Annotated in this window: 20 protein-coding genes; 11 read left to right on the forward strand and 9 right to left on the reverse strand. The window is 67.6% G+C overall.

Translation table 11 applies throughout. The features are described 5' to 3' along the window. Positions 1 to 26 precede the first annotated feature (26 nt). The 10 genes from PRL19_RS12130 to PRL19_RS12175 all read left to right on the forward strand — a co-directional run bounded on the left by PRL19_RS12130 (position 27) and on the right by PRL19_RS12175 (position 14,676). Positions 27 to 1,613: a lysine--tRNA ligase gene (locus PRL19_RS12130; protein WP_273743123.1), complete on the forward strand. Its 1,587-nt coding sequence runs from the start codon at positions 27 to 29 to the stop codon at positions 1,611 to 1,613. 129 nt (positions 1,614 to 1,742) lie between these two features. Beyond that, positions 1,743 to 4,037, forward strand: a complete 2,295-nt coding sequence (locus PRL19_RS12135) for a glycosyl hydrolase family 28-related protein (protein ID WP_273743124.1) — start codon at positions 1,743 to 1,745, stop codon at positions 4,035 to 4,037. A 70-nt stretch (positions 4,038 to 4,107) separates the two neighbouring features. Continuing rightward, positions 4,108 to 5,643: a SulP family inorganic anion transporter gene (locus PRL19_RS12140; protein ID WP_273743125.1), complete on the forward strand. Its 1,536-nt coding sequence runs from the start codon at positions 4,108 to 4,110 to the stop codon at positions 5,641 to 5,643. A gap of 178 nt (positions 5,644 to 5,821) precedes the next feature. Continuing rightward, positions 5,822 to 7,777, forward strand: a complete 1,956-nt coding sequence (gene acs, locus PRL19_RS12145) for an acetate--CoA ligase (protein WP_273743126.1) — start codon at positions 5,822 to 5,824, stop codon at positions 7,775 to 7,777. A gap of 119 nt (positions 7,778 to 7,896) precedes the next feature. Continuing rightward, positions 7,897 to 8,154 carry a DUF4212 domain-containing protein gene (locus PRL19_RS12150; RefSeq protein WP_042244402.1) on the forward strand — a complete coding sequence of 86 codons (258 nt, stop codon included), beginning with the start codon at positions 7,897 to 7,899 and terminating at the stop codon, positions 8,152 to 8,154. A 10-nt stretch (positions 8,155 to 8,164) separates the two neighbouring features. Beyond that, positions 8,165 to 10,072 (forward strand): sodium:solute symporter family protein, encoded by a 1,908-nt coding sequence (locus PRL19_RS12155; protein WP_127898355.1) that lies wholly within the window; start codon positions 8,165 to 8,167, stop codon positions 10,070 to 10,072. A 60-nt stretch (positions 10,073 to 10,132) separates the two neighbouring features. Further along, positions 10,133 to 11,947 (forward strand): DUF294 nucleotidyltransferase-like domain-containing protein, encoded by a 1,815-nt coding sequence (locus tag PRL19_RS12160; RefSeq protein WP_273743127.1) that lies wholly within the window; start codon positions 10,133 to 10,135, stop codon positions 11,945 to 11,947. Next, on the forward strand, positions 11,944 to 12,447 hold the full coding sequence (locus tag PRL19_RS12165) for a hypothetical protein (protein WP_127898357.1): 504 nt from the start codon (positions 11,944 to 11,946) through the stop codon (positions 12,445 to 12,447). The genes PRL19_RS12160 and PRL19_RS12165 overlap by 4 nt, the downstream gene beginning before the upstream one ends. Beyond that, complete coding sequence (locus tag PRL19_RS12170) at positions 12,440 to 12,802, forward strand: response regulator transcription factor (protein WP_042244394.1); 363 nt, start codon at positions 12,440 to 12,442, stop codon at positions 12,800 to 12,802. Before PRL19_RS12165 ends, PRL19_RS12170 begins: the two co-directional genes overlap by 8 nt. After that, positions 12,802 to 14,676: a 3'-5' exonuclease gene (locus PRL19_RS12175; protein WP_273743128.1), complete on the forward strand. Its 1,875-nt coding sequence runs from the start codon at positions 12,802 to 12,804 to the stop codon at positions 14,674 to 14,676. The genes PRL19_RS12170 and PRL19_RS12175 overlap by 1 nt, the downstream gene beginning before the upstream one ends. Here PRL19_RS12175 and PRL19_RS12180 read toward each other — a convergent pair. The 5 genes from PRL19_RS12180 to trpA form a co-directional block, all read right to left on the reverse strand. Continuing rightward, complete coding sequence (locus PRL19_RS12180) at positions 14,673 to 15,053, reverse strand: AAA+ family ATPase (protein WP_273743129.1); 381 nt, start codon at positions 15,051 to 15,053, stop codon at positions 14,673 to 14,675. The genes PRL19_RS12175 and PRL19_RS12180 overlap by 4 nt on opposite strands. A 39-nt stretch (positions 15,054 to 15,092) precedes the next feature. Continuing rightward, on the reverse strand, positions 15,093 to 15,758 hold the full coding sequence (locus PRL19_RS12185; protein WP_045999326.1) for a molecular chaperone DjiA: 666 nt from the start codon (positions 15,756 to 15,758) through the stop codon (positions 15,093 to 15,095). 140 nt (positions 15,759 to 15,898) lie between these two features. Continuing rightward, a complete protein-coding gene (locus tag PRL19_RS12190) occupies positions 15,899 to 16,393 on the reverse strand; it encodes a GNAT family N-acetyltransferase (protein WP_273743130.1) in 495 nt (164 codons plus the stop codon). After that, complete coding sequence (locus PRL19_RS12195; RefSeq protein WP_273743131.1) at positions 16,390 to 16,950, reverse strand: VOC family protein; 561 nt, start codon at positions 16,948 to 16,950, stop codon at positions 16,390 to 16,392. Before PRL19_RS12195 ends, PRL19_RS12190 begins: the two co-directional genes overlap by 4 nt. After that, the gene (trpA, locus tag PRL19_RS12200; RefSeq protein WP_045983790.1) at positions 16,947 to 17,744 is read right to left on the reverse strand and encodes a tryptophan synthase subunit alpha; all 798 of its coding nucleotides are present in this window, start codon (positions 17,742 to 17,744) and stop codon (positions 16,947 to 16,949) included. Before trpA ends, PRL19_RS12195 begins: the two co-directional genes overlap by 4 nt. 154 nt (positions 17,745 to 17,898) lie before the next feature. Between trpA and ychF the strand changes: the two genes are divergently transcribed. Then, positions 17,899 to 18,996, forward strand: a complete 1,098-nt coding sequence (gene ychF, locus PRL19_RS12205) for a redox-regulated ATPase YchF (RefSeq protein ID WP_273743132.1) — start codon at positions 17,899 to 17,901, stop codon at positions 18,994 to 18,996. Between the two features lie 36 nt (positions 18,997 to 19,032). Here the strand turns inward: ychF and PRL19_RS12210 are convergent, their stop codons facing one another. The 4 genes from PRL19_RS12210 to PRL19_RS12225 form a co-directional block, all read right to left on the reverse strand. Then, positions 19,033 to 20,043, reverse strand: coding sequence for a cytochrome d ubiquinol oxidase subunit II (locus PRL19_RS12210; RefSeq protein ID WP_194885401.1), 1,011 nt, complete (start codon positions 20,041 to 20,043; stop codon positions 19,033 to 19,035). A gap of 3 nt (positions 20,044 to 20,046) precedes the next feature. Further along, positions 20,047 to 21,432: a cytochrome ubiquinol oxidase subunit I gene (locus PRL19_RS12215; protein ID WP_273743133.1), complete on the reverse strand. Its 1,386-nt coding sequence runs from the start codon at positions 21,430 to 21,432 to the stop codon at positions 20,047 to 20,049. A gap of 4 nt (positions 21,433 to 21,436) precedes the next feature. Continuing rightward, a complete protein-coding gene (locus tag PRL19_RS12220; protein WP_273743135.1) occupies positions 21,437 to 22,003 on the reverse strand; it encodes a GbsR/MarR family transcriptional regulator in 567 nt (188 codons plus the stop codon). 143 nt (positions 22,004 to 22,146) lie between these two features. Continuing rightward, positions 22,147 to 23,829: a D-alanyl-D-alanine carboxypeptidase family protein gene (locus tag PRL19_RS12225; protein WP_273743136.1), complete on the reverse strand. Its 1,683-nt coding sequence runs from the start codon at positions 23,827 to 23,829 to the stop codon at positions 22,147 to 22,149. Between the last annotated feature and the right edge of the window lie 101 nt (positions 23,830 to 23,930).

Here is a 23,930-nt window from a genome sequence, read left to right on the forward strand (position 1 = left end):
TCCGGACCTCAACAGGAGATCCGACCATGACCACCCTGCGCGACGCCGCGATGCAATCGAAGGCCTGGCCGTTCGAAGAAGCGCGCCGGGTGCTGAAACGGTACGAGAAGCAGCCCCCCGAAAAGGGCTATGTCCTGTTCGAGACGGGCTATGGCCCCTCGGGCCTGCCCCATATCGGCACCTTCGGAGAGGTCGCGCGCACGACGATGATCCGCCGCGCCTTTCAGGAGATCAGCGACATCCCGACGCGGCTGGTCTGTTTTTCGGACGATCTGGACGGCATGCGCAAGGTCCCCGAGAACGTCCCCGACCAGGAGATGCTGAAGGAACACCTGCAGCTTCCCCTGACCTCGGTCCCCGATCCGTTCGGCGAATACGACAGCTTCGGCGGTCACAACAACGCCATGCTGCGCCGCTTTCTGGACACGTTCGGCTTCGACTACGAATTCGTCAGCGCGACCGAGTTCTACAAGTCCGGCCAGTTCGATGCGGTGCTGCTGCGCGCCGCCGAACGCTATGACGACATCATGGCGGTGATGCTGGCATCCCTGCGCGAAGAGCGTCAGCAGACCTATTCCTGCTTCCTGCCGATCAGCCCCAAGACGGGCCGCGTGCTGTATGTGCCGATCAAGCATGTCGACGCCAAGGCCGGGACCATCACGTTTGACGAGGACGGCGAGGAGATCACCCTGCCGGTCACCGGCGGCAATGTGAAGCTGCAGTGGAAGCCCGATTTCGGTGCACGTTGGGCCGCGCTGGACGTCGACTTTGAGATGTACGGCAAGGATCACAGCACCAACACGCCGATCTATGACCGCATCTGCGAGATCCTGGGCGGCAAAAAGCCCGAGCATTTCACCTATGAGCTGTTCCTGGACCAGGACGGCCAGAAGATCAGCAAATCCAAGGGCAACGGCCTGTCGATCGACGACTGGCTGACCTATGCGTCCACGGAAAGTCTGTCCTATTTCATGTATCTCAAGCCCAAGACGGCCAAGCGGATGCATCTGGACGTGATCCCCAAGGCGGTGGACGAATACCACCAGCAGCTGCGTGCCTTTCCCGACCAGACCCCCGAACAGCAGCTGGCGAACCCTGTCTGGCACATCCACGGCGGCAACGTGCCGGCGTCCGACATGGCGATCCCGTTCCAGATGCTGCTGAACCTGGCATCCGTCGCGGGCGCCGCCGACAAGGAGGGCCTGTGGGGGTTCATCCGCCGCTATGCCCCCGAGGCCAGCCCCGAGACGCATCCCGGTCTGGATCGGGCTGCGGGCTTCGCACTGCGCTATTTCACCGATTTCGTGGCCCCCTCGCGCCAGTTCCGCGAACCCACCGAAGTCGAGCGTGCCGCGATGCAGGACCTGGCCGATCGCCTGGCCGCATGGGACCAGCCCGCCGACCCCGAGACGCTGCAGTCGATGGTCTTCGCCGTCGGCAAGGAGCACGGGTTCGAGCCGCTGCGCGACTGGTTCGCGGCCCTGTACCAGGTGCTGCTGGGCGCGGACCAGGGGCCCCGGTTCGGCGGCTTCATCGCGCTTTACGGCGTGGATGAGACCCGTGACCTGATCCGGGACGCGCTTGACGGCAAGCTGGTCATGAACCACGGCTGACGTTGCGGACGGGGCCGTTGCGGCGCACGCTGCGTTCAGGCCCCGTTAACCTTTCATCAACTATTTCTGTCCGCATCACGGCGGGTCTTCCCGGACCCGCCCGCCATGCCGATACGGAAGGGATAGCCGATGAACATAGCGATCACCAACGGGCTTTTGCTGACCCCACCCGCCTTCAGGGCGGGCCTGGGCGTCTGGTCGCGCAGCGACGGCACATCGGGCAGTCCTACTTGGGCCGATGCGGGCAATGCCGGCATCGTTCCCGCCGACCAGGATTTCGGTCCCTGCTTCGAGGTCGTCAAGCAGCAGACCACGACCAGCCTGCGCTTCATGGGAGAGACGCCGATGATCCCCGGCGTCTATCTGCGCGTGTCGGCGCGGGTCAAGATCGTCGCCGGCCCGCTGGCCAGCGTTCGCATCGCGGGCTGGGCGGGCGACGGGTCGCGCAACGCGGTCGCGGGCCTGGTCACCGCGGGGACGACTGTCGCGCTGCGCAACTACGGCGAGGTGGTCGAGGTCAGCGCCATCGTCGGCGTCGGCAACCGGCCGGGCGTCGATCTGCCGTGGGGCACGCGCGCGGTCTATGGGCATTTCGGTCTGGACCTGGTGGGCGCCAATGGCGGGGCGTTCCGGGTTGAATCGATCCGTATCGACGATATCACCGCGGCGTTCGTGCCGTCGTTGCTGGACTGGGTGGACGTGCGCGATTTCGGCGCGGTCGGCGATGGCGTCACGAACGACCGGGCCGCGTTCCTGGCGGCGGACCAGGCGGCGGCGGGCGGATCGATCGTGGTGCCCGCAGGGACGTTCTTCATTTCGGGCGACCTGTCGATCAACAGCCGCATCCGTTTCAAGGGCCGCCTCACCACCCCGCCCTCGACACGCGTGTCGCTGCTGCGCAGCTTTGATTTCCCGACCTATGCGGATGCCTTCGGCGACGAGACGCTTGGCATGAAGAAGGCGCTTCAGGCGCTGCTTGGCTATACCGACCACATCTCTCTGGACCTTGGCGGGCGCCGCGTGGACCTGGATGAACCGCTGATGCTGGCCGAACTGGCCCCCACGCTGGAGGGGTTTGCGAACCGCCGGGTGATCCAGAACGGCTCGATCCAGGCAAAGCCCGGCCCCGCATGGCAGACCGGCCGCGCGACCAGCCCCGGCACCTACAACCCGGCCCAGCCCTATCTGCTGAGCAACGTCGCCAATGTCGCGGCCATCGAGGTCGGCAGCCGCATCATCGGCAGTGGCGTCGGCCGCGAGGTCTATGTGAACGCCAAGAACGTCGCCCAAGGCACGCTGAGCCTGTCGCAGCCGCTTTATGGCGGCGCGGGAACGCGGCAGTACAGTTTTGAACGCTATCGCTATCTGTTCGACTTTTCGGGCGTGCGCGAACTGAGCCGCCTGAACTTCTCCAAGGTCGATTTCGGCTGCGACCGCATCTCCAGTGGCGTGATGCTGCCCCAGCAGGGAGAGATGATCCAGTTCGCCGATTGCTACTTCACCCGTCCGATGGACCGGGCGATCACCTCGATCGGGCGCGGCTGCCAGGACCTGCTGGTCGACAACTGCCAGTTCATCTCGAACGACCTCGACCTGCCGGCGCAGCAGCGCACCACGGTCGCGATCAACGTGAACGCCAACGACATCAAGATCCGCAACAACCGCTTCGTGCGGTTCGCGCATTTCATGGTGGCGAACGGCGGCGGCCACATCATCAGCGGCAACCACTGGTTCCAGGGCGACGGGTCGGGGCAGGGGCTGCGCTATGCGGGCCTGGTGCTGACCCAGCCCAACGTGCAGACGACGGTGTCGGGAAACTATATCGACAACGCCTCGATCGAATGGACCAACGAACACAGCGCCATCCCGAACTTCACCGGCTCCGAGTTCAGCTTTGGCGGCCTGACCCTGACGGGCAACACCTTCCTGTGTTCGAACACCGTTGCGTGGTTCACCTGGATCACCGTCAAGCCCTATGGCTCGGGGCATTTCATCCAGGGGCTGAACGTCGTGGGGAACGTTTTCAAGGCGCTTTACGGTAACGTGGAGCGGATCGACCGGGTCGACACCTCGATCGCCGACCTGAACTACAACAGCATGCGCAACCTGCAGTTCGAGGCCAACACCTTCAACGGCATCAACACCTATGTGTCGAACCCGCTGATGATCCAGCTGACCCAGAACACCGCCACGGCGACCTGGACCACGCCGGTCCTGACCGGCCTGCCATTCCAGGGCTGGGCGCGGTCCGTCCAGTCCGTCGTGACCGAGGTCGCGCTGCAGTCGACCAGCGGCGCCCGTGTCGATGCGACTCCGACGGTCGTGCCGGATTCGGGCACGTCAAAACGCCAGATCCGGCTGACCTGGTCACAGCCCCTGCGCGGCCGGGTCTGCATCTATGCGCGGATGGATCGCCCGCAATAGCACGATCATGCTGTTGACAGGCGCCTTGGGCCGGGGGCAACCTCGGCCCAAGGCCATGTGCGGAGGGTCCATGGGCTATCGCCCCGCCTTTCTGGATCTTTCGTTCGATCTCAAGGACCTGCAGGCAGGACTTACGGTCGCCATCGTGGCGCTGCCGCTGTCTCTGGCGATCGCCATCGCCAGTGGCGTCGGTCCCGACCGCGGGCTGGTCACGGCTATCGTGGGCGGGTTCCTGGTCAGCGCCATGGGCGGGTCACGCCACCAGATCGGCGGCCCGGCAGGCGCGTTCATCGTGCTGGTCGCGGGCTGCGTCGCGGCGATCGGCATCGACGGCCTGATCCTGGCCACGATGCTGTCCGGTGCCATGCTGGCGGTGCTGGGCCTGCTGCGTCTTGGCGGGACCATCCGACTGGTGCCCTATCCGGTAATCCTGGGGTTCACTGCCGGGATTGCGGTGATCATCGCCGCAAGCCAGCTGCGCGACCTGTTAGGCCTGACGCTGTCCGCGCCCGAACCTGCCGCGTTGATGCCCAAGCTGTCCGCCCTATGGCAGGCCCGTGCCACGGCTGATCCGCAGGTCATCGGCGTCGCGCTGACCGCGGTCGCGGTGATCGTGTTCGCACAGCGCCTGGCGCCCCGCCTGCCGGCGCTGCTGCTGGGGATCGTCGCCGCCACCCTTGCCGCACAGGTGCTGGACGCGCCATCGGTCTTTGATCGCTTCGGCGCGCTGCCGGCCGGTCTGCCGATGCCGATGCTGCCCGCGCTGGACTGGGCGTCCGTTCAGGCGGCGCTGCCCTTCGCGGTGGGCTTCACCTTGCTGGGGGCGATCGAGTCGCTTCTGTCGGCGATGGTCGCCGACCAGATGGCCGGCACCCGCATGCGTCCCGATGACGAGTTGATCGGGCAGGGGCTTGCCAATATCGGGGCGGGTCTGTTCGGCGGCTTTTGCGTCACCGGCACCATCGCCCGGACGGCGACCAACGTGAAGGCCGGCAGCCGCGGCCCCGCATCGGGGATGATCCACGCCGCGCTGCTGCTGGGCTTCCTGATCGTCGCCGCGCCGCTGGTCGGGGCCATTCCCCTGGCCGGCTTGGCGGGGCTTCTGATGGTCGTCGCTTGGAAGATGATCGAATGGCACGCGATGATCAGCCTGACCCGCATCGACCGGGCCGAGGCGGGGGTGATGGTCGCGACCTTCCTGGGCGTGATCCTGCACGATCTGACGACCGGCATCCTGATCGGCATGGCGCTGACCGGGATGCTGTTCATCGCGCGGATGTCGCGCGAGGGGACCGCTCATGCCCTGGCAACCGACCCCGATGGACCGGCGGACCGGATGGTGATCCATCTGTCCGGGCCGGTCTTCTTCGGCTCGGTCGCGCGGATCGAGGGGGCGCTGGCCCGGATCGACGCGCATCCCCGCCTGCTGCTTCTGGACATGTCACAGGTCACGCTGATCGACCGAAGCGGCGCCCAGATGATCCGCGACCTGTCCGACCGGCTGGCGCGCCGCGGAACCCGGGTCGTGGCGGTCCATGCACGGCCGATGCTGCGGGCGGGACTGCACGGCAGCGTCACGGTTGCCGAGGACTCTGCCCGTTTGTGAAGCATTGACAGGATCGGTGATCCTCAAGTGAATTCATTTACAAAATTTCCGTTTATAAAAAACAAGTTAACTTGTTCCCCCATCTGTGATTAACATGGTGGCGACGCAGCGTTGCGCCCACACCCTATACGGGTCGTCGCGGCCGGGCTGCAGCATGGCGACGACGAGGGGGAAAGTCATGACCGCTGAAAACATTCGCAAACACGCCATTCCGGCCGGCCTGGAGGACGCTCATGCCGGCCCCGAGGACTATGCGCGGCTGTATGACGAATCGATCCGCGACCCGCAGGGCTTCTGGTCCCGCGAGGGGAAGCGGCTGGACTGGATGACGCCCTATACCAAGGTCAAGAACACCGACTTCACCCTGGGGCAGGTCAGCATCAAGTGGTTCGAGGACGGGGTCCTGAACGCCTCGGTCAACTGCATCGATCGCCACCTGCCGACCCGTGCCAACCAGACCGCGATCATCTTCGAACCCGACGATCCGCAGACGCCCGCCCAGCACATCACCTATGCTCAGCTGTCCGAAAAGGTGAACCGGTTCGCGAACGTCCTGCTGAGCCAGGGCGTGATGCGCGGCGACCGCGTGGTGATCTATCTGCCGATGATCCCCGAGGCCGCCTATGCGATGCTGGCCTGCGCGCGCATCGGGGCGATCCATTCGATCGTCTTCGCGGGCTTTTCGCCCGATGCGCTGGCCAACCGGATCAACGACAGCGGCGCCAAGGTTCTGGTCACCGCCGACACCGCGCCGCGTGGCGGCCGGCGCACGAACCTGAAATCGAACGCCGACGCGGCATTGCTGCATTGTTCGGACAAGGTGCGCTGCCTTGTGGTCAAGCATACCGGCGACCAGACCACTTGGGTCGAGGGACGCGATATCGACGTCAAGGCGCAGATGGAGCAGGTCGCCCCCGACTGTCCGCCCCGCCCCATGGGCGCCGAGGATCCGCTGTTCATCCTGTACACGTCGGGATCGACCGGCAAGCCGAAGGGAGTCGTGCATACGACCGGCGGCTATCTGGTCTATGCCGCGATGACGCATCAGTACACGTTCGACTACAAGGACGGCGACGTCTTCTGGTGCACGGCGGATGTGGGTTGGGTCACCGGCCACAGCTATATCGTCTATGGCCCGCTGGCCAACGGCGCCACGACCGTGATGTTCGAGGGCGTCCCGACCTGGCCCGATGCCGGACGCTTCTGGCAGGTCTGCGCCAAGCACAAGGTCACCCAGTTCTATACCGCACCGACCGCCATCCGCGCGCTGATGGCCAAGGGGCCCGAGCCGGTCGAGGCGCATGATCTGTCGTCGCTGCGCATCCTGGGCACCGTCGGAGAGCCGATCAACCCCGAGGCCTGGAACTGGTACAACGAACATGTCGGCAAGGGCCGCTGCCCCATCGTCGACACCTGGTGGCAGACCGAGACCGGCGGCCACTTGATCACGCCGCTGCCCGGTGCGATCGAGACAAAGCCCGGATCGGCCACGGTGCCGTTCTTTGGCGTGGTCCCGGTGATCCTGGACGCGGCCTCGGCCGAGGTGCAGCATGGCGACCCGGCCGAGGGCGTGCTGTGCATCGGCGACAGCTGGCCCGGCCAGATGCGGACCCTGTGGGGCGATCACGCCCGCTTCGAGGAGGCGTATTTCCAGCAGTATCCCGGCTATTACTTCACCGGCGATGGCTGCAGGCGGGACGAGGACGGATATTACTGGATCACCGGCCGCGTCGATGACGTCATCAACGTCAGCGGCCACCGCATGGGCACGGCCGAGGTCGAATCCGCCCTGGTCGCCCATGAAAAGGTCGCCGAGGCCGCGGTCGTGGGCTATCCGCACCCGATGAAGGGGCAGGGCATCTATGCCTATGTCACGTTGATGAACGGCGTGGACCCCTCGGAGGAGCTGCGCGCCGACCTGGAGAAATGGGTCCGCACCGAGATCGGCCCGATCGCCAAGCCGGACCTGATCCAGTGGGCGCCGGGCCTGCCCAAGACACGGTCCGGCAAGATCATGCGCCGCATTCTGCGCAAGATCGCGGAAAACGACCACGGCACCCTGGGCGACACCTCGACCCTGGCCGAACCCGAGGTCGTGGACGATCTGATCGCCAACCGCATGAACCGCGGCTGACGACCGGCCGGGGGCCTTGGCGTCCCCGCAAACCTGCCTGCGCCCATCGCCGGGGACGGGCTTGGAAGAACACTAGGGCGGAGTGACAGACATGTCTGAACAGGGAGGGACCTAGGGACATGAGTGACAGACAATCCTCGAATGCCTATTGGCAGGCCAATCTACGCATCATCTACATTTGCCTCGCGATCTGGGCGCTGGTGTCCTACGGCTTCGGCATCATCCTGCGGCCGCTGCTGTCGGGCATCTCGGTGGGCGGAACGGATCTGGGATTCTGGTTCGCGCAGCAGGGGTCGATCCTGTGCTTCATCGCGCTGATCTTCTTCTACACCTGGCGCATGAACCGCCTGGACGCCGAACACGGCGTGGACGAGTGAGGACCCAGCCATGAGCCAATTCACCCTGAACCTGCTGGTCATCTGCGCCTCGTTCGCGCTGTATATCGGCATCGCCATCTATTGCCGGGCGAAATCCACGGCCGAGTTCTATGCCGCCAACCGCGGCGTCGGACCGGTCATGAACGGCATGGCGACGGCCGCCGACTGGATGTCGGCCGCGTCCTTCATCTCGATGGCGGGTCTGATCGCCTTCACGGGCTATGACAACTCGACCTACCTGATGGGCTGGACGGGCGGCTACGTGCTGCTGGCCCTGCTGCTGGCGCCCTATCTGCGCAAGTTCGGCAAGTTCACCGTGCCGGAATTCATCGGCGACCGCTTCTATTCGCGCACCGCGCGGATCATCGGCGTGATCTGCCTGCTGATCGTCTCGATCACCTACGTGATCGGCCAGATGACCGGCGTGGGCGTCACCTTCTCGCGCTATCTCGAGGTGTCGAACGCGACCGGCCTGTGGATCGGCGCGGCGCTGGTGTTCTGCTATGCCGTTCTTGGCGGCATGAAGGGCATCACCTACACGCAGGTCGCGCAGTATGTCGTCCTGATCATCGCCTACACGATCCCGGCGGTGTTCATCTCGCTGCAGCTGACGGGCAATTTCCTGCCGCCCTTGGGCCTGTTCGGCACGCATGAGGGATCGGGCGTGGCGTTCCTGGCGCAGCTGGACGGTCTAGTGACCGACCTGGGCTTCCGCGCCTATACCGAACACCACAACTCGACCTTGGACATGGTCCTGTTCACGATGGCGCTGATGATCGGCACCGCGGGTCTGCCGCACGTGATCATCCGCTTCTTCACCGTGCCCAAGGTCTCCGATGCCCGCAAGTCGGCAGGCTGGGCGCTGGTCTTCATCGCGCTGCTCTATACCGTCGCTCCGGCGGTGGGTTCGATGGCGCGCTTCAACCTGACCGCGACCATGTGGCCGGGCGCCGCGCAGGGCGAGACCTTCAGCCAGCCGGCCGTGTCGCTGGCCGACATCGAGACCAGCGAGGACCTGGCCTGGATGCGCAACTGGCAGACCACCGGCCTGCTGAACTGGGAGGACAAGAACGGCGACGGCCTGATCCAGTACTACAACGACGGTGCCGCCGCACAGGCGACCGCGCTGGCCGCGGCCCGCACCAGCGGCGACCAGGCGGCGATCGACGCGGCCCAGGCCGCCTATGACGCCCGCCTGGCCGAGACCCATGCCGCCCTGCCGGGCGCCCCCGCGGCCGAGCAGAACTGGGTCGGGAACGAGCTGACCACCGTGAACAACGACATCATGGTGCTGGCCAACCCCGAAATCGCCAACCTGCCGGGCTGGGTCATCGCCATCGTCGCCGCCGGCGGCCTGGCCGCCGCCCTGTCGACCGCGGCGGGTCTGCTGCTGGCGATCTCGGGCGCCGTGTCCCACGACCTGATCAAGGGCACGCTGCGCCCGAACATCAGCGAAAAGGGCGAACTGATGGCCGCGCGCGTCTCGATGGCGCTGTCGATCCTGGTCGCGACCCTGCTGGGCCTGAACCCGCCGGGCTTTGCGGCCCAGACCGTGGCACTGGCCTTCGGCCTTGCCGCCAGCTCGATCTTCCCGGTGCTGATGATGGGGATCTTCTCCAAGCGTGTCGGCAAGGAAGGAGCGATCGCCGGCATGATCGCGGGCATGCTGTCCACGATCCTCTACATCTTCGCCTACAAGGGCTGGTTCTTCATCGCGGGCACCAACATGTTCCCCGATACGCCCGACGCCTGGCTGTTCGGCATCTCGCCGGCCTCCTTCGGCACCGTGGGCGCGGTGATCAACTTTGCGGTCGCCTTCGGCGTCTCGGCCGTCAGCAAGCGTCCCCCCGCCCATGTGCAGGAACTGGTCGAATCGATCCGTGTCCCGCGCGGTGCGGGCGGTGCCGTCGCGCACTGATCATCCTGCCGCGTCCCCGACCGGGGGCGCGGCACCCTCCTTCCCACAAGGTCACCCCGGATGCCCGACAGCATTGTCGATTTCATCGCCACCGTGCATCCCTATGACAGCCTGAAGCGGGACGAGCTGGCGCGCGTCGCCACCTCCTTCAGCCGCAGGACATTCGCCCCCGGCGACCTGATCTATCAGTTCGGAGACCGCCTGCCGGGCCTGTACCTGATCGAAAGCGGCCAGGTCGCGGTCACCGACCGCAACGGCGACAGCGTATCCCAGCTGGGGCCGCGCAATTCCTTCGGCGAACGCGGCCTGCTGCGCGACGGGGTGGCAGTCACGTCGGCGCGGGTCATGGACCGGCCGGCGGTGATCCTGATGTTGCCCCGGGCAGAGGTGACGCGCCTGATTGCCGACCATCGCGCAGTCGCCCGGTTCTTCGACCGGGGAAGGGGGCCCTCCGACCGCGGGGGCGACCTGGCCCGCCTCAAGGTGGGGGAACTGCTGTCGGGCAAACCCGTCAGCTGCACCCCCGACACCCCGATCATCGAGGCCGCCCGCCAGATGCGCGATGCCCGCGTCAGCAGCCTGGGCATCACCCAGGGCGGCCGCCTGATCGGGCTGGTCACCATCCGCGACATGTCGAACCGCGTCGTGGCCGAAGGGCGCGACATGCGTCAGCCGGTCAGCGCCGTGATGACGCCCGACCCTGTGACCTTGGCCCCCACGGCCTTGGGCTATGACGTGCTTAACATCATGCTGGAACGGCGCATCGGGCATCTGCCGGTGGTCGATGACGGCCGTTTCGTCGGCATGATCAGCCAGACCGACCTGACGCGGGTCCAGGCGATTTCCGCCGCGGGGCTGATCCGACAGGTCGCCAAGGCGCGCGACACCGCACAGATGGCTGCCATCACGGCCCGCATTCCCGAACTGCTGACGCAGCTGGTTCAGGCCCGCCAGCGGCACGAGATCATCACTCGCATGATCACCGACATCGCCGACGCGGTCACGCGCCGCCTACTGGACCTGACGGCCGCCGACCTTGGGCCTGCGCCCGCCGCCTGGTGCTGGGCCGCCTGCGGCAGCCAGGGCCGCCAGGAACAGACCGGCACCAGCGATCAGGACAACTGCGTGATCCTGGCACCCGGCGCCGATCCGAAGGACCCGTGGTTCACCACCTTGGCGCGGCGGGTCAGCGATGGGCTGCATGCCTGCGGCTATGTGCATTGCCCGGGCGACATGATGGCGACCAACCCGCGCTGGTGTCAGCCGCTGGACGTCTGGCAGGGCTATTTTCGCGACTGGATGACCCATCCCAGCCCCGAGGCGCAGATGCTGGCCTCGGTCATGTTCGACCTGCGCGCCATCGGCGGCGACGTCACGTTGCTGGGCGACCTGCAGGACGGGACCCTGGACGCGGCCTCGAAGAATTCGATTTTCATTGCGCATATGGTTGGAAATTCACTGAAACATCGGCCTCCGCTTGGCCTAATCGGCGGCTTTGCCACGATCCGGACCGGAGAGCATCGCCACCATATCGACATGAAGCACAACGGCGTGGTCCCGGTGACCGACCTGGCGCGGGTCTATGCCCTGCAGGGACGCATCGGCACGGTCAACACACGTGCCCGGCTGGAGGAGGCCGAGGCGCGGGGCGTGATCTCGGCCACGGGCGGGCGCGACCTGATCGCGGCCTACGACATGATCCAGACCGTGCGGCTTGAGAATCAGGCGCATCTGGTCAGGGCGGGGCGCAGGCCCGACAATTACCTCTCACCGGCGGATCTGTCGGATTTCGAACGCAGCCACCTGCGCGACGCCTTCGTCGTCGTGCGCGGAATGCAGTCGGCGGTGGGACATGGCAAGGGGATGCTGGGATGACAGGGATCGGAAGCGATCTGATCGGGGTGATCGCCGCGGCGGTCGGGGCGGCGGCGGTGCTGTATGCCGGGATGCATCTGGCGCGCAAGCTGGGCTTGTCGCCCGCCGCCTGGCTGCTGCCGGCGGGCATCGGCCTGTCGATGGTCGCCTATTCGGTGTGGAACGACTATGCGTGGTTCGACCGCGCGCAGGCCAGCCTGCCTGCCGGTTCGCAGGTGCTGGTCGTGGGACATGACAGCCAGCCCTGGGCGCCCTGGACCTATCTGTTCCCGGTCGAGACGCGGTTTGCCGCGCTGGACCCCGCGCAGATCACGCAGGGCGCGGACGGCACGCGCCGTGCGCCGATCATGCTGGTGGAGCGCCGCGGCCAGACCGTGATCGTGCCGCAGGACTTCGACTGCGCGGGCGCGCGGATCCGTCCGGGACGTGCCGACTGGATGCCCGCGGGCGATGATGCGGCCTTTGCCACCGTCTGCCCGGATGGAGGGACCAATGGCTGACATCCTGGTCATCGAGGATGAGGACAACATCGCCACCGCGCTGGATTTCCTGCTAACCCGCGACGGCCATCGCCATGACCGCATCGCCACCGGACGCGGCGCCGTGGACCGCATCCGCCAGACGCGGCCGGACCTGGTCCTGCTGGACGTGATGCTGCCCGAGGTATCGGGGTATCAGATCGTCCAGGACGTGCGCGCCGATCCCGACCTGGCGGGGGTGCGGGTGCTGATGATGACCGCGCGCGGTTCCGTGGTCGAGCGGCGCAAGGGGCTGGCGCTTGGCGCCGACGGCTTTATCGCAAAGCCCTTCGAACTGGCCGAGTTGCGTGCCGAGATGGCCCGCCTGCTGTCCTGATGCGCCGGCGCATCCTGATGCTGTTCCTGGCCGCGCTGGTCGCGGCGCTGGTCCTGGCGGGGTTGGCGCTGTGGCGGGTGGTGCAGGGCGGGCAGGATGCGGTGATCCAGGCCGCAATGATCGCGGGCATTGGCCTTTTGGGGCTGATGACCGCGCTGTGGTTCCTGTTCGACCGGCACCTGGCCCGGCCGCTGGAATCGCTGGCCGGGGCGTTGCGGACCGGGCGCGTTCCCGACCTGGCGCAGGCCCGTCACCTTGCCGATCTGGGCCCGGCCGCCCGGGACGCGGCCCTGGCGCGCGAACGGTCCGATCAGGCGCTGGCGCAGGCGCTGCAGGATCACGCCGCCGAAACCCTGCGCGAAAAGGCCAGCCTGGAGGCGATCCTGGCCGATTTCGGCGCGGGCGCGGTCATGGCCGACGCACGGGGGCGGGTGGTCTTCTATAACGCCAGCGCGGCGCGGCTGCTGCCGGGACTGGCGTTGGACCGTGCGCTGGACACGCTTTTGACGTCGGGCGCGTTGCGGGCGGCACAGATGCGGCTGGCCGCGGGGGCCGCCGCGACGGACCTGACCTGCCTGACGGTCGGTGGTGTCCGCCTGTCGGGTCGGTTGCGCGCGATCGACGACGGGCTGCTGCTGATCCTGCGCGATGGCGCGGTCCAGCGCCCCGCACCCCGCGACATGCTGGAGGCGCTGCGCCGCCATGCGTCGACCTTGGTTCCGATGCTGGACGCGCTGGACGGGCCGATCCCGCCCGCGTTGGCTCAGGCGATCCGCGCCGAAGGACAGGGCTTGGCCAACGCCACACGCAGCCTGTCCAGGATCATGGCCAGCGATGCGCCCGGCACGGTGGCTGCGCTGACGGAACTGGCCGCGGGGCTGGAGGCGGCGGATCTGCCGCCGCTGGCGTTCCGTGCAGAGGCGGCCAGCCTGAACGCGCTGCTGCTGCTGCTGGATGCCCGGCTGCGCGCCTTGGGGCACACCCCGGTGCTGTCGGTCCGGCCGGACCCTGACGACCAGATGCGGCTGGTGCTGGATTGGCGCGGGTCGCCGGTGCCTATCGACCTGCTGGAGGGTTGGCTGACCGCCGCCCCCGATCCCGGCCAGCCTGATGTGACGGGGGCGGAGATATTGGCCCGCCACGGCACCGGCATCTGGCCGGAAACGGACGGCGCAAGGGCGCGGCTGGTCATGCCGCTGGCCTTGGCGCAGGGCGTCGCGGACGGATCGGGCGTGACCTATGATTTCGCCTTGGCGACGCGGGGGGCGGCGTCGTCGCGGCTGGCGGACCTGACCTGCGTGGTCTTCGACACCGAAACCACGGGGCTGACCGATCGCGACCGGATCGTCCAGATCGCCGGTCTGCGCCTGGCGCGCGGCCGCCTGACCGGGGAACGGTTCGAGACGCTGGTGAACCCCGGCTGTCCCATTCCCCCGGCCTCGACCGCGATCCATCACATCACCGACGCGATGGTGGCCGACGCTCCGGACTTGACCGCGGCGCTGACGGCGTTCCGGCATTTCTGCGACGACAGCGTGCTGATCGCGCATAACGCGCCCTTTGACATGGGCTTTCTGCGGCGCGCCGAGGCGCAGACCGGCACGCGGTTCGACAACCGGGTGCTCGACACGGTGCTGCTGTCGGCGATGGTCTGGGGCCAGTCGGAGGTTCATACGCTAGATGCACTGACCGAGCGTCTTGGCATCGCCATCCCGCCCGAAGCCCGGCATACCGCGATGGGCGATACCATCGCCACCGCGCAGGCCTATCTGGCGCTCATCCCCGCGCTGGAGGCCAAGGGCATCACCCGGTTCGAGGAGGTCGTGGCCAAGGCCCGCGACCACCGCGCGCTGATCGCCGACGCGAACCGCTAAAGCGCGATCTGCGGCTGGTCCGTGGCGGGGTCTTCGTCCGGGCGCAGCGTGTCGCCCAAGGGGGGCGGCGCGGGCGCGTCCTCGCGGCGTCGGATCAGGATGTCGCCGTTGGGCAGACGTTCCGGCGCCTGATAGTTGCGGATGTCGTCGACCTGCGCCGCCAGATCCTGCAGGACGGGGCCCATCTGGCGTAGAGCGCCGGCCAGGTCCTGGGCCAGGGGCGACGTGGCGCCGGGCTCCTCCTCGCCCCACAACTGCCCCATGATCGCGCCCAGGCCGCGTTCCAGGAACCCCGGTTCCTCCGGCGCCTCTTGCGCAAAGGCGGGGGCGGACATCAGTGCAAGGCACAGGGCGGTGGGGGTCAGGATGCGTGTCATGGGCCATGAGATGGGCAGTGCCGGCCCGCCGCGCAAGGTTCAGGCGGCCCCGGCCTGCAGATTGCCGCGATAGAGGTTGCGATAGCTGTCCCAGGCCTCGTTCAGCCGACGAGTGCGGGCCTCGGCCAGGCGGATGGCTTCGGGGGGCAGGCCGCGACCGATGGCGTGGTCGGGGTGGTTCTCGCGCAGCAGCTGGCGCCAGCGGCGCTTGACCTCGGGCAGGGGGGTGTCGGGGGCGACGCCCAGAACCTCGCAGGGCGGGCAGCCGGCGCCCTTGTCATGCCGCCGCCGGATCGCGGCGATCTGCGCGGGCGCCAGCCCGAAGATGCGACCGACCTCGTCCAAGAACGCGATCTCGGCCGGCTGCAGCGCACCGTCGGCCACGGCGATGACGAACAGCCCCTCCATCACATCCAGAAGGACCGGATCGCCGGGCTGGAACATCGACGCCATCTTGCGCGCCCAGGCATCGAAGCCGGCCACGTCCTTGCGGGCCAGATCGAAGACGCGGGCGGCGTTCTTCTCCTCGGAGCGGGGGATGATGAACACCCGGCGAAAGGCCGCGACCTCGGAGCGTTCGACGGTGCCGTCGACCTTGGCCAGCTTCGCCCCAAGCGCGATCACCGCAATGGTGAAGGCGACCGACCGTTCCGGCGGCGTCGCCGGACGATTCGTCCACAGGAACACGGTGATGCGGTCGGCCATCCGCTGCCAGAAGCTGCGGGGCCTTGGCAGGTCAGGGCAGGGGCCCGTGCAAGTTTCGGGGGTGGTGCAGCAATCCATGCCCCAAGGTTAGCGCCGAAACCGGCCAAGCGATAGGGGCGCATTGCCGCCGCGGCGGCATGCTAGGCCGAAAGATCGCGCCCCATCAGCACAAGGTCGTGAAACTGCCCGAATTTCCATCCTGCCGCCGGGATGCGGCCCCATTCGGCATAGCCCATGGCCCGGTGGAAGGCGATCGAGCCGTCGTTCGACCCGGTGATCCCGCCGATCAGGATGCGGTGGCCGCGCTGGCGGGCGTGGTCTTGGACGGCGGTCAGCATGGCCCGGCCGACCCCGCGTCCCCGCGCATCCGGAGCCGCGTGGATCGTGTGTTCCATGCTGCGCGCATAGCCCGCCCCGCCGCGAAACTGGGAATAGGTGGAAAAGCCCAGAAGCCGGTCGCCATCGGCCGCCACGATGAAGGCCTGTCCGGCCGCCTGCCGCTCTGCGATCAGGGCCGCGATCTGGTCATGGCTGCGTTCATCGGGCCAGAAGGTGATGGCGGTGTCGCGGACGATGGGGTTCCAGATGGCCGCGATGGCGGGCACATCGGCGGCGGTCGCGTCGCGCAGGATCACAGCGTCACCTCTCCGTCCGGGGTTGCCAGCGTCGCGGTCAGGGGTGTCCCCGCCCCGGTCAGCATCAGCCGGCGGTCGTCCAGCTCAAGCCGGTCCAGCGGCAGGGTCAGCCGCGTCAGGCGCACCCCGCGATCGGGCAGGCGGTCGGACGGGTGCGGCCGGTCACCCCAGTCGATCAGCATGGGCTGCGCCCCGTCGCGCGGCATCTGGCCGGCCAGCGGCAGGGTGATCTGCCAAGACAGGTCGCCGCGGCGCGCCTGCACGACGCGCGTGCCGGTGGGTGCGCGGAAGGGCGTCGCGCGCATCACCCAGCCCGCCACCCGCGGCGGGCCGTCGAACCCGTCCAGCCCGAACCAGCAGGGCCGGACATCGGCCTCGGGATCGGGCGCGATCAGTTCCAGGTATTCCCCCGGCCCAAGCGACATAAGGCGGTTGTGCGTGCCCATGCCCGGATGGCGCCCGCCCGGTTCCAGCGTCAGGCCGCGGCCGGCCAGCCACGCCGCCCCTTCGTCCAGGGTGCGGGCGGCGATGGCCACGTGATCGAAGGCCAGGCTCACCCGCGGTGGGCGCCCGCGGCCAGGTCGCGGACGAAGGCCAGGATTTCCGGGACGGGGCGCCCCTCGCCGATCTGCTTGACGATGGCGCTGCCGACGACGCAGCCGTCGGCGACGGACGCGATCGCCTCGGCCGCCTCGGGGGTCGAGATGCCAAAGCCCACGACGACCGGCAGGCCGGCGGCGGCGCGGATGCGGGCGACCTCGGGGGCGACGTCGGCGGCATTGGCCGCGGCCGCGCCGGTGATCCCCGTGACGCTGACGTAATAGACAAAGCCCGTGATGTTCCTGACCACCGCAGGCAGGCGGCGGTCATCGGTCGTCGGCGTCGCCAGGCGGATGAAGTTCAGCCCCGCGGCCGTGGCTGGCACGCAGAGTTCGGAATCCTCCTCGGGGGGCAGGTCGACGACGATCAGGCCGTCGATCCCCGCCTCGACCGCATCCGTCAGGAACTGGGTCACGCCGCCCTTTCGGGCATAGATCGGGTTGTAATAGCCCATCAGCACGATGGGCGTCGTGGTGTCGTCGCGCCGGAATTCGCGCACGATGTCCAGCGTGCGGCTGACGCTGCCGCCCTGGGCCAATGCGCGCTGGCCTGCCGCCTGGATCGTGCTGCCATCGGCCATCGGGTCGGTGAAGGGCATGCCCAGCTCGATGATGTCCACCCCCGCGTCGGGCAGGCCTCGCATGATCTGCAGCGCGGTCGCATCGTCGGGGTCGGATGCCATCATGTAGGCCACGAAGGCCTTCTTGCCCTGGGCCTTGAGCGCCGCAAACCTGTCGTCGATTCTGGTCATGTCCGTCCCTGCATTCTTTGGCACAATCCCTAGCGCGCATGGGGGGTGGGTGCAATCTCCGGGCGCGGGTCGGGCGTGGGCCGGGCCAAGGCTGGACTTGGCCGCGCGGGGCGCGTAACAGGCGCGGGATATTCAGACGGGAAAGGGTGCTGTCATGGGCTTTCGCATGGGGATCGTGGGCTTGCCGAACGTGGGCAAGTCGACGCTGTTCAACGCATTGACGAAAACCGCCGCCGCACAGGCCGCGAACTTCCCGTTCTGCACCATCGAGCCCAACGTGGGCGAGGTCGCGGTCCCCGACCCGCGGCTGGACACCCTGGCCGCCATCGCGGGCAGCAAGCAGATCATCCCGACGCGCATCACCTTCGTGGACATCGCGGGCCTGGTGAAGGGCGCCAGCAAGGGCGAAGGCCTGGGCAACCAGTTCCTGGCCAACATCCGCGAGACGGACGCCATCGCCCATGTGCTGCGCTGCTTCGAGGATGGCGACATCACCCATGTCGAGGGCCGTATCGACCCGCTGGCCGATGCCGACGTGATCGAGACCGAGCTGATGATCGCCGACATGGAATCGATCGAGCGTCGCCTGGCCAACCTGTCGCGCAAGCTGAAGGGCGGGGACAAGGACGCGCTGGATCAGGACCGCCTGCTGCGCCAGGCGCTGGCCGTGCTGAACGAGGGCCGCCCGGCGCGCACCATCGCCGTGTCCGACGACGACCGCCGCGCGTGGGACATGCTGCAGTTGCTGACCGCCAAGCCGGTTCTGTTCGTCTGCAACGTGGCCGAGGACGAGGCCGCCAACGGCAATGCCCTGTCCGAGAAGGTCCGCGAGATGGCCGATGCGCAGGGCGCGGGCCATGTCGTGATCTCGGCCCGGATCGAGGAGGAGATCAGCCAGCTGGACGCCGAGGAGGCGCAGATGTTCCTGGGCGAGATGGGCCTGGAGGAGCCGGGCCTGGACCGGCTGATCCGCGCCGGATACAGCCTGCTGGGTCTGCAGACCTATTTCACCGTGGGCCCAAAGGAGGCCCGCGCCTGGACCATCACCAAGGGCACCCTGGCCCCGCAGGCGGCGGGCGTGATCCATGGCGATTTCGAGAAGGGCTTCATCCGGTCGGAAACCATCGCCTATGACGACTATGTCGCCGGCAAGGGCGAAGCCGGGGCACGGGAGGCGGGCAAGCTGCGCGTCGAGGGCAAGACCTATGAGGTCAAGGACGGGGACGTCCTGCACTTCCTGTTCAGCGGCTGATGAGGAAAGGCGGGCCAGGCGGCCCGCCTTGTTCGTTCAGGAATAGGTCAGTTCGGTCGCCTTGCCGCGGAAGACCGTGTAGGCCAGCACCGAATAGGCGATGATGACCGGCAGGACGATCAGCGCGCCCACCAGGATGATGATCAGCGCCTCGGGTGCGGCGGCGGCCTGATAGATCGTCATCTGTTCGGGGACGACATAGGGGTAGAAGCTGTAGGCCAGCCCCCCGAAGGCCAGGACGAACAGCGCCGTGGTCAGGGCGAAGGGCGTCCAGGCCATGCGGTCGTTCTCCATCGGCAGCACGTGCAGCACCCGCCACAGGGTCGCGATCAGCACCACCGACAGGATCGGCAGGGGGGCCAGGATCGCGAATTCGGGCCAGCTGAACCACTTGTCCCAGATGCGGGCACTGACCAGGGGCGATGCGGCCGAGATCGCGGCGATGCCCGCCACCAGCCCCCAGATGCCGCGCCGTGCCCACAGGATCGCCTTGGCCTGCAGAACGCCCTCGGCCTTGCCGATCAGCCAGGTCGCACCGATGACGCTGAACCCCACCGTCAGGAACACCGCCGTCAGCAGCGCAAACGCGATGTTGGTCCAGCTGAGCTGCAGCCCGGTGACATAGAGGCCCAGCATGAACCCCTGCGCCAGGGTTGAGGCCAGGCTGCCCGCGAAGAACGCCCGGTTCCACGCGGCGCGGTGACGGGTCGGGGCCTTGGCGCGGAACTCGAACGCGACGCCGCGCAGGATCAGGCCGATCAGCATGACCGTCACCGGCAGGTAAAGGGCAGTCAGGATCACCCCGTGCGCCACCGGGAAGGCCACCAACAGCAGGCCGATGGCCAGGACCAGCCAGGTCTCGTTCGCGTCCCAGAAGGGACCGATCGAGGCGACCATGCGGTCGCGTTCCGACGGGGTGGCGAAGGGGAACAGCAGGCCCACCCCCAGGTCGAAGCCGTCCAGGACGACATAGACCAGGATGGAAATGCCCATCAGCATCGCGAAGACGAAGGGCAGCCAGATGAACGGATCACCGAAGAGGTGCATGATCTACTCCGCAGGTTGCAGGGCGCGCACGCCCGCGTCGGGGGTGGGCAGGTCGGGGGTCAGCGGGTCGTGGCGTGCGGCGCGGCGCGCCAGATAGGTCAGCGTGCCCAGATAGGCCGCCATCAGGACCGCATAGACCAGAAGGTAGGCGACCAGGCTGGAGGCGACCATGCCGCCGGTGACCGGGCCGACCGCCTCCTTGGTGGTCAGGACGCCCGTGACCAGCCAGGGCTGACGCCCGATCTCGGTCACGTACCAGCCCGCAAGCGTGGCGATCCAGCCCGAGAAGCCCATCGCGGCAAAGGCATAGATCCAGGGGCGCGGCAGGCCTTCGACCCCGCGGCCGCGGCGCATGAACCACAAGGCAGACCAGGACAGCGCCAGCATCGCCATGCCCATGCCCACCATGATCCGGAAGCTGAAGAAGACAGGGGCCACGGGCGGGTGTTCGGGGGTGCCGTCGGCGGCCACGAAATCGTTCAGGCCCGGCACCTCGCCGTCCAGGCTGTGCGTCAGGATCAGGGATGCGACGTTGGGGATGGCGATCTCCATCCGATTCTCGCGCGCCTCCTGATCGGGCAGGGCGAAGAGGACCAGCGGCACGTTGCCCTGCGTCTCCCAGTTGCCCTCCATCGCGGCGACCTTGGCGGGCTGGTGTTCCAGCGTGTTCAGGCCGTGCATGTCGCCGGCATAGATCTGCAGCGGGATCAGCACCGCGCCAAGCGTCGCGCCAAAGCGCAGCGTGGCCCGCACCTCGTCCCCCCGGTCGCCCCAGATCCAGCGCAGCGCCGAGATGCCCGCGATGAGGAAGGCCACCGTCAGCCCCGAGGCCAGCAGCATGTGCGTCAGGCGGTAGGGCAGCGACGGGTTGAAGATGATCGCCATCCAGTCGATCGCGTGGACCACGCCGTCGATCACCTCATAGCCCGCGGGCGTGTGCATCCAGCTGTTCAGGACCAGGATCCAGAAGGCCGACAGCGTGGTACCGAACGCCACCAGGAAGGTCGCGGTCGTGTGCAGCCAGCCCGGCACGCGACGAAAGCCGAAGAGCATGATGCCCAGGAAGGCGGCCTCGAGGAAGAAGGCGGTCAGCACCTCATAGGCCAGAAGCGGACCCGCGATGTTGCCGACGCTTTCCATGAAACCGGGCCAGTTGGTGCCGAACTGGAACGACATGGTGATGCCCGACACGACGCCAAGCGCGAAGGACAGGGCAAACACCTTCACCCAGAAGCGATAGGCGTCCATCCATTTTTCGTCGCCCGTGCGGTTGAAGCGCAGCTTGAAGAACAGCAGCACCCACCCAAGCGCGATCGTGATGGTCGGGAACAGGATGTGGAACGAGATGTTCGCGGCAAATTGAATCCGCGACAGAATCAGCGGGTCCATGGGTTCAGCCTGTCGATTGAGGTTTGCTGCGGCGGATCGGGATCAGCTTGCCCGCGCCGTCGACAAGGCGGCCAAGACGGGCGCCCATGTTCATCAGCGCGACCAGGCGCTCGGTCTCGAACCGGGCCAGGTCATCGTGGAACCGCGTCATCTGTTCGATCAGCTGGCGCAGTTCGGCGATGCGGGCGTGGGCTACGCGGTCAGACGGGTCGGGTTCGGCCATCGACAGTTCGCGAAGCTTGGTCAGAGTGGGATCGATCTCGCGCTTGCGCCGTTCGTTGATCAGCGTGCGCACGATCTCCCACAGGTCGTCGGGCGTGGTGAAGAATTCGCGCCGGTCGTCCTGCTGATGGCGCAGGCGCACCAAGTTCCAGCTTTGCAGCTCCTTGAGCGCCATCGACACGTTCGAACGGGAGAAGCCCAGGGCGGCGACGATGTCGTCCGCACACAGCGGCTCGTCCGCCAGGAACAGCAGGGCATAGACCTGACCGACGGTGCGGTTGATGCCCCACCGCGATCCCATTTCACCGAAATGCAGGATGAACTCCTGCCGCAAGGCCGACACTGACATTCGCTTGTTCCCGTCATTTCAGAAATTACTGAAAATAACATAGAGCAAGCGACGTGCCGGCATAGCGGGCAGGTTGTCGCACCCGCATATGAAAAAGCCCCCGCCTTTTCGGGCGGGGGCGTCAGGTCAGTCTGACCGGGTCGTCAGTTGGCGATGACCTGGCAGGGCTGCGACCGGCTTTGCATCCGCTCGCAGGCCAGTTCGGCATGGCCCTTGGAGAGGTTTCCGAACTGCGGCTCGAACCCGCGATTGGTGTTGGCGACGTGCCGGCGCGCCGCGCCGAACAGGTTGCCGTCCTGCAGGGCCAGACGCAGCAGCAGCCGGTCAGCCTCTGCCTGAGAGGTGTAGCGGCCCAGGCTGACGCTCCAGTTGCGGCCGCTGTCGGTGGGACGGCGCACGACTTCCAGTGCCTCTGGTGCGCTCAGGTCGCCTTCGCCCATTGCGGCCAGGATCACGGTTTCGGACCGCGGCTTGGGCGCCCTGGAACTGTCCAGCGACAGGGTGCCGGGGGCCGCCTGCATCTGCGGTTCCGGGGCGGGCGCGGCTGCGGGCTCGGGCTGGGCGACGGCGGCGATGCTGGCCGTGCGCCGGGGCGAGGGTGCAGGGCGCGCCGATCCGGCCAGCACGGGGGCCGCAAGGCTGGCCTGCTGCGCCGGTGCGTCGTCCGATGCGACGGCGGTGGCAAGCGCCTGCTGGATCGCGTCGGCCGCGGGGGCCGCGGATCCGGGGCGGGCGCGCGGACGCTGGCTGCTGGCCAAGGCGACGCCCGGCGGTGCGGCGGGCGCCGCGGTCGCGCCGGCAAGGCGCAACGCCTCGGTCAGGTCGACCTTGGGGGCTGCGGCGACAAGGGTCGACGCGGCGGCGGCAGGGCGGGTCGCGGGGGGCGGCGATGCCTGCAGCACCAGGCGCTGCGGTTCTGCCTGGGTCGCGGCAGGGCTGGCGGCGACCTGCGCGCGGCGCGTCGTGGCCTGCACCAGCAGACGCGGAGGCTGCGGACGGACCTCGCGCACGCGGTCGGGAATGCGGGTGAAGCTGCTGTCCAGCAGCTCGGTCATCACCTGGTTGCGATGCGCCGTGGACGTCCCGCCGAAGACGGTGGCGATCAGGCGACGGTTGCCGCGCTGTGCCGAGGCCGTCAGGTTGAAGCCCGCAGCCCGCGTATACCCCGTCTTGATCCCGTCGGCACCGGCATAGGCATCCAGGAAGCGGCGGTTCGTCGACGCGACCTGCGCGATGCCCGCATCGGCCGACCGGCGCGAGAACAGGTTGTAGTACTGGGGGAAGTCGTAGAACAGGTGGCGTCCCAGAACGCTCATGTCATGGGCGGTCGAATAATGCCCCTCGGTCGTCAGGCCGTGGGCGTTGCGGAACTGGCTGTTGTTCATGCCAAGCGCCCGCGCCATCTGGGTCATCTGCTGGGTGAAGGCCTGTTCGGAGCCTGCCAGCCCCTCGCCGATGGTGGTCGCGGCATCGTTGGCCGACTTGATCGCGGCGGCGCGCAGAAGATAGCGCAGCTCGATCTGCTGACCCGCGCGCAGGCCCAGCTTGGAGGGGGGCTCGTTCGCGGCCTTGGAGGACACGGTGAATTTCGAATCCAGCCGCACCTGACCGCGTTCGATGGCCGAGAACGCCATGTAGAGCGTCATCATCTTGGTCAGCGAGGCAGGATGCAGTCGCGTATCCGAATTCTGGCGATAGATGGGCTGCCCGGTCCGGGCGTCCATCACATAGGCCGCGAAAGGTGCCGCGGCAGCCGGAAGCCCCAACAGGGCAACGGCCAGGACGGCATGACAAAGCAGCCGGAAGGCATGGGTAAATCGGGTCACTGTCGCTGTCTCTCTGCCTCAAGCGGGCGCGTCGTTTGTCGCACGTCCGTCGTTAATCAACCTATAATAGCACGGCTCTTTTCACCTTGAAACCGGGCAAT

The organism is Paracoccus marcusii, assembly GCF_028621715.1.
Lineage (GTDB): Bacteria > Pseudomonadota > Alphaproteobacteria > Rhodobacterales > Rhodobacteraceae > Paracoccus > Paracoccus marcusii.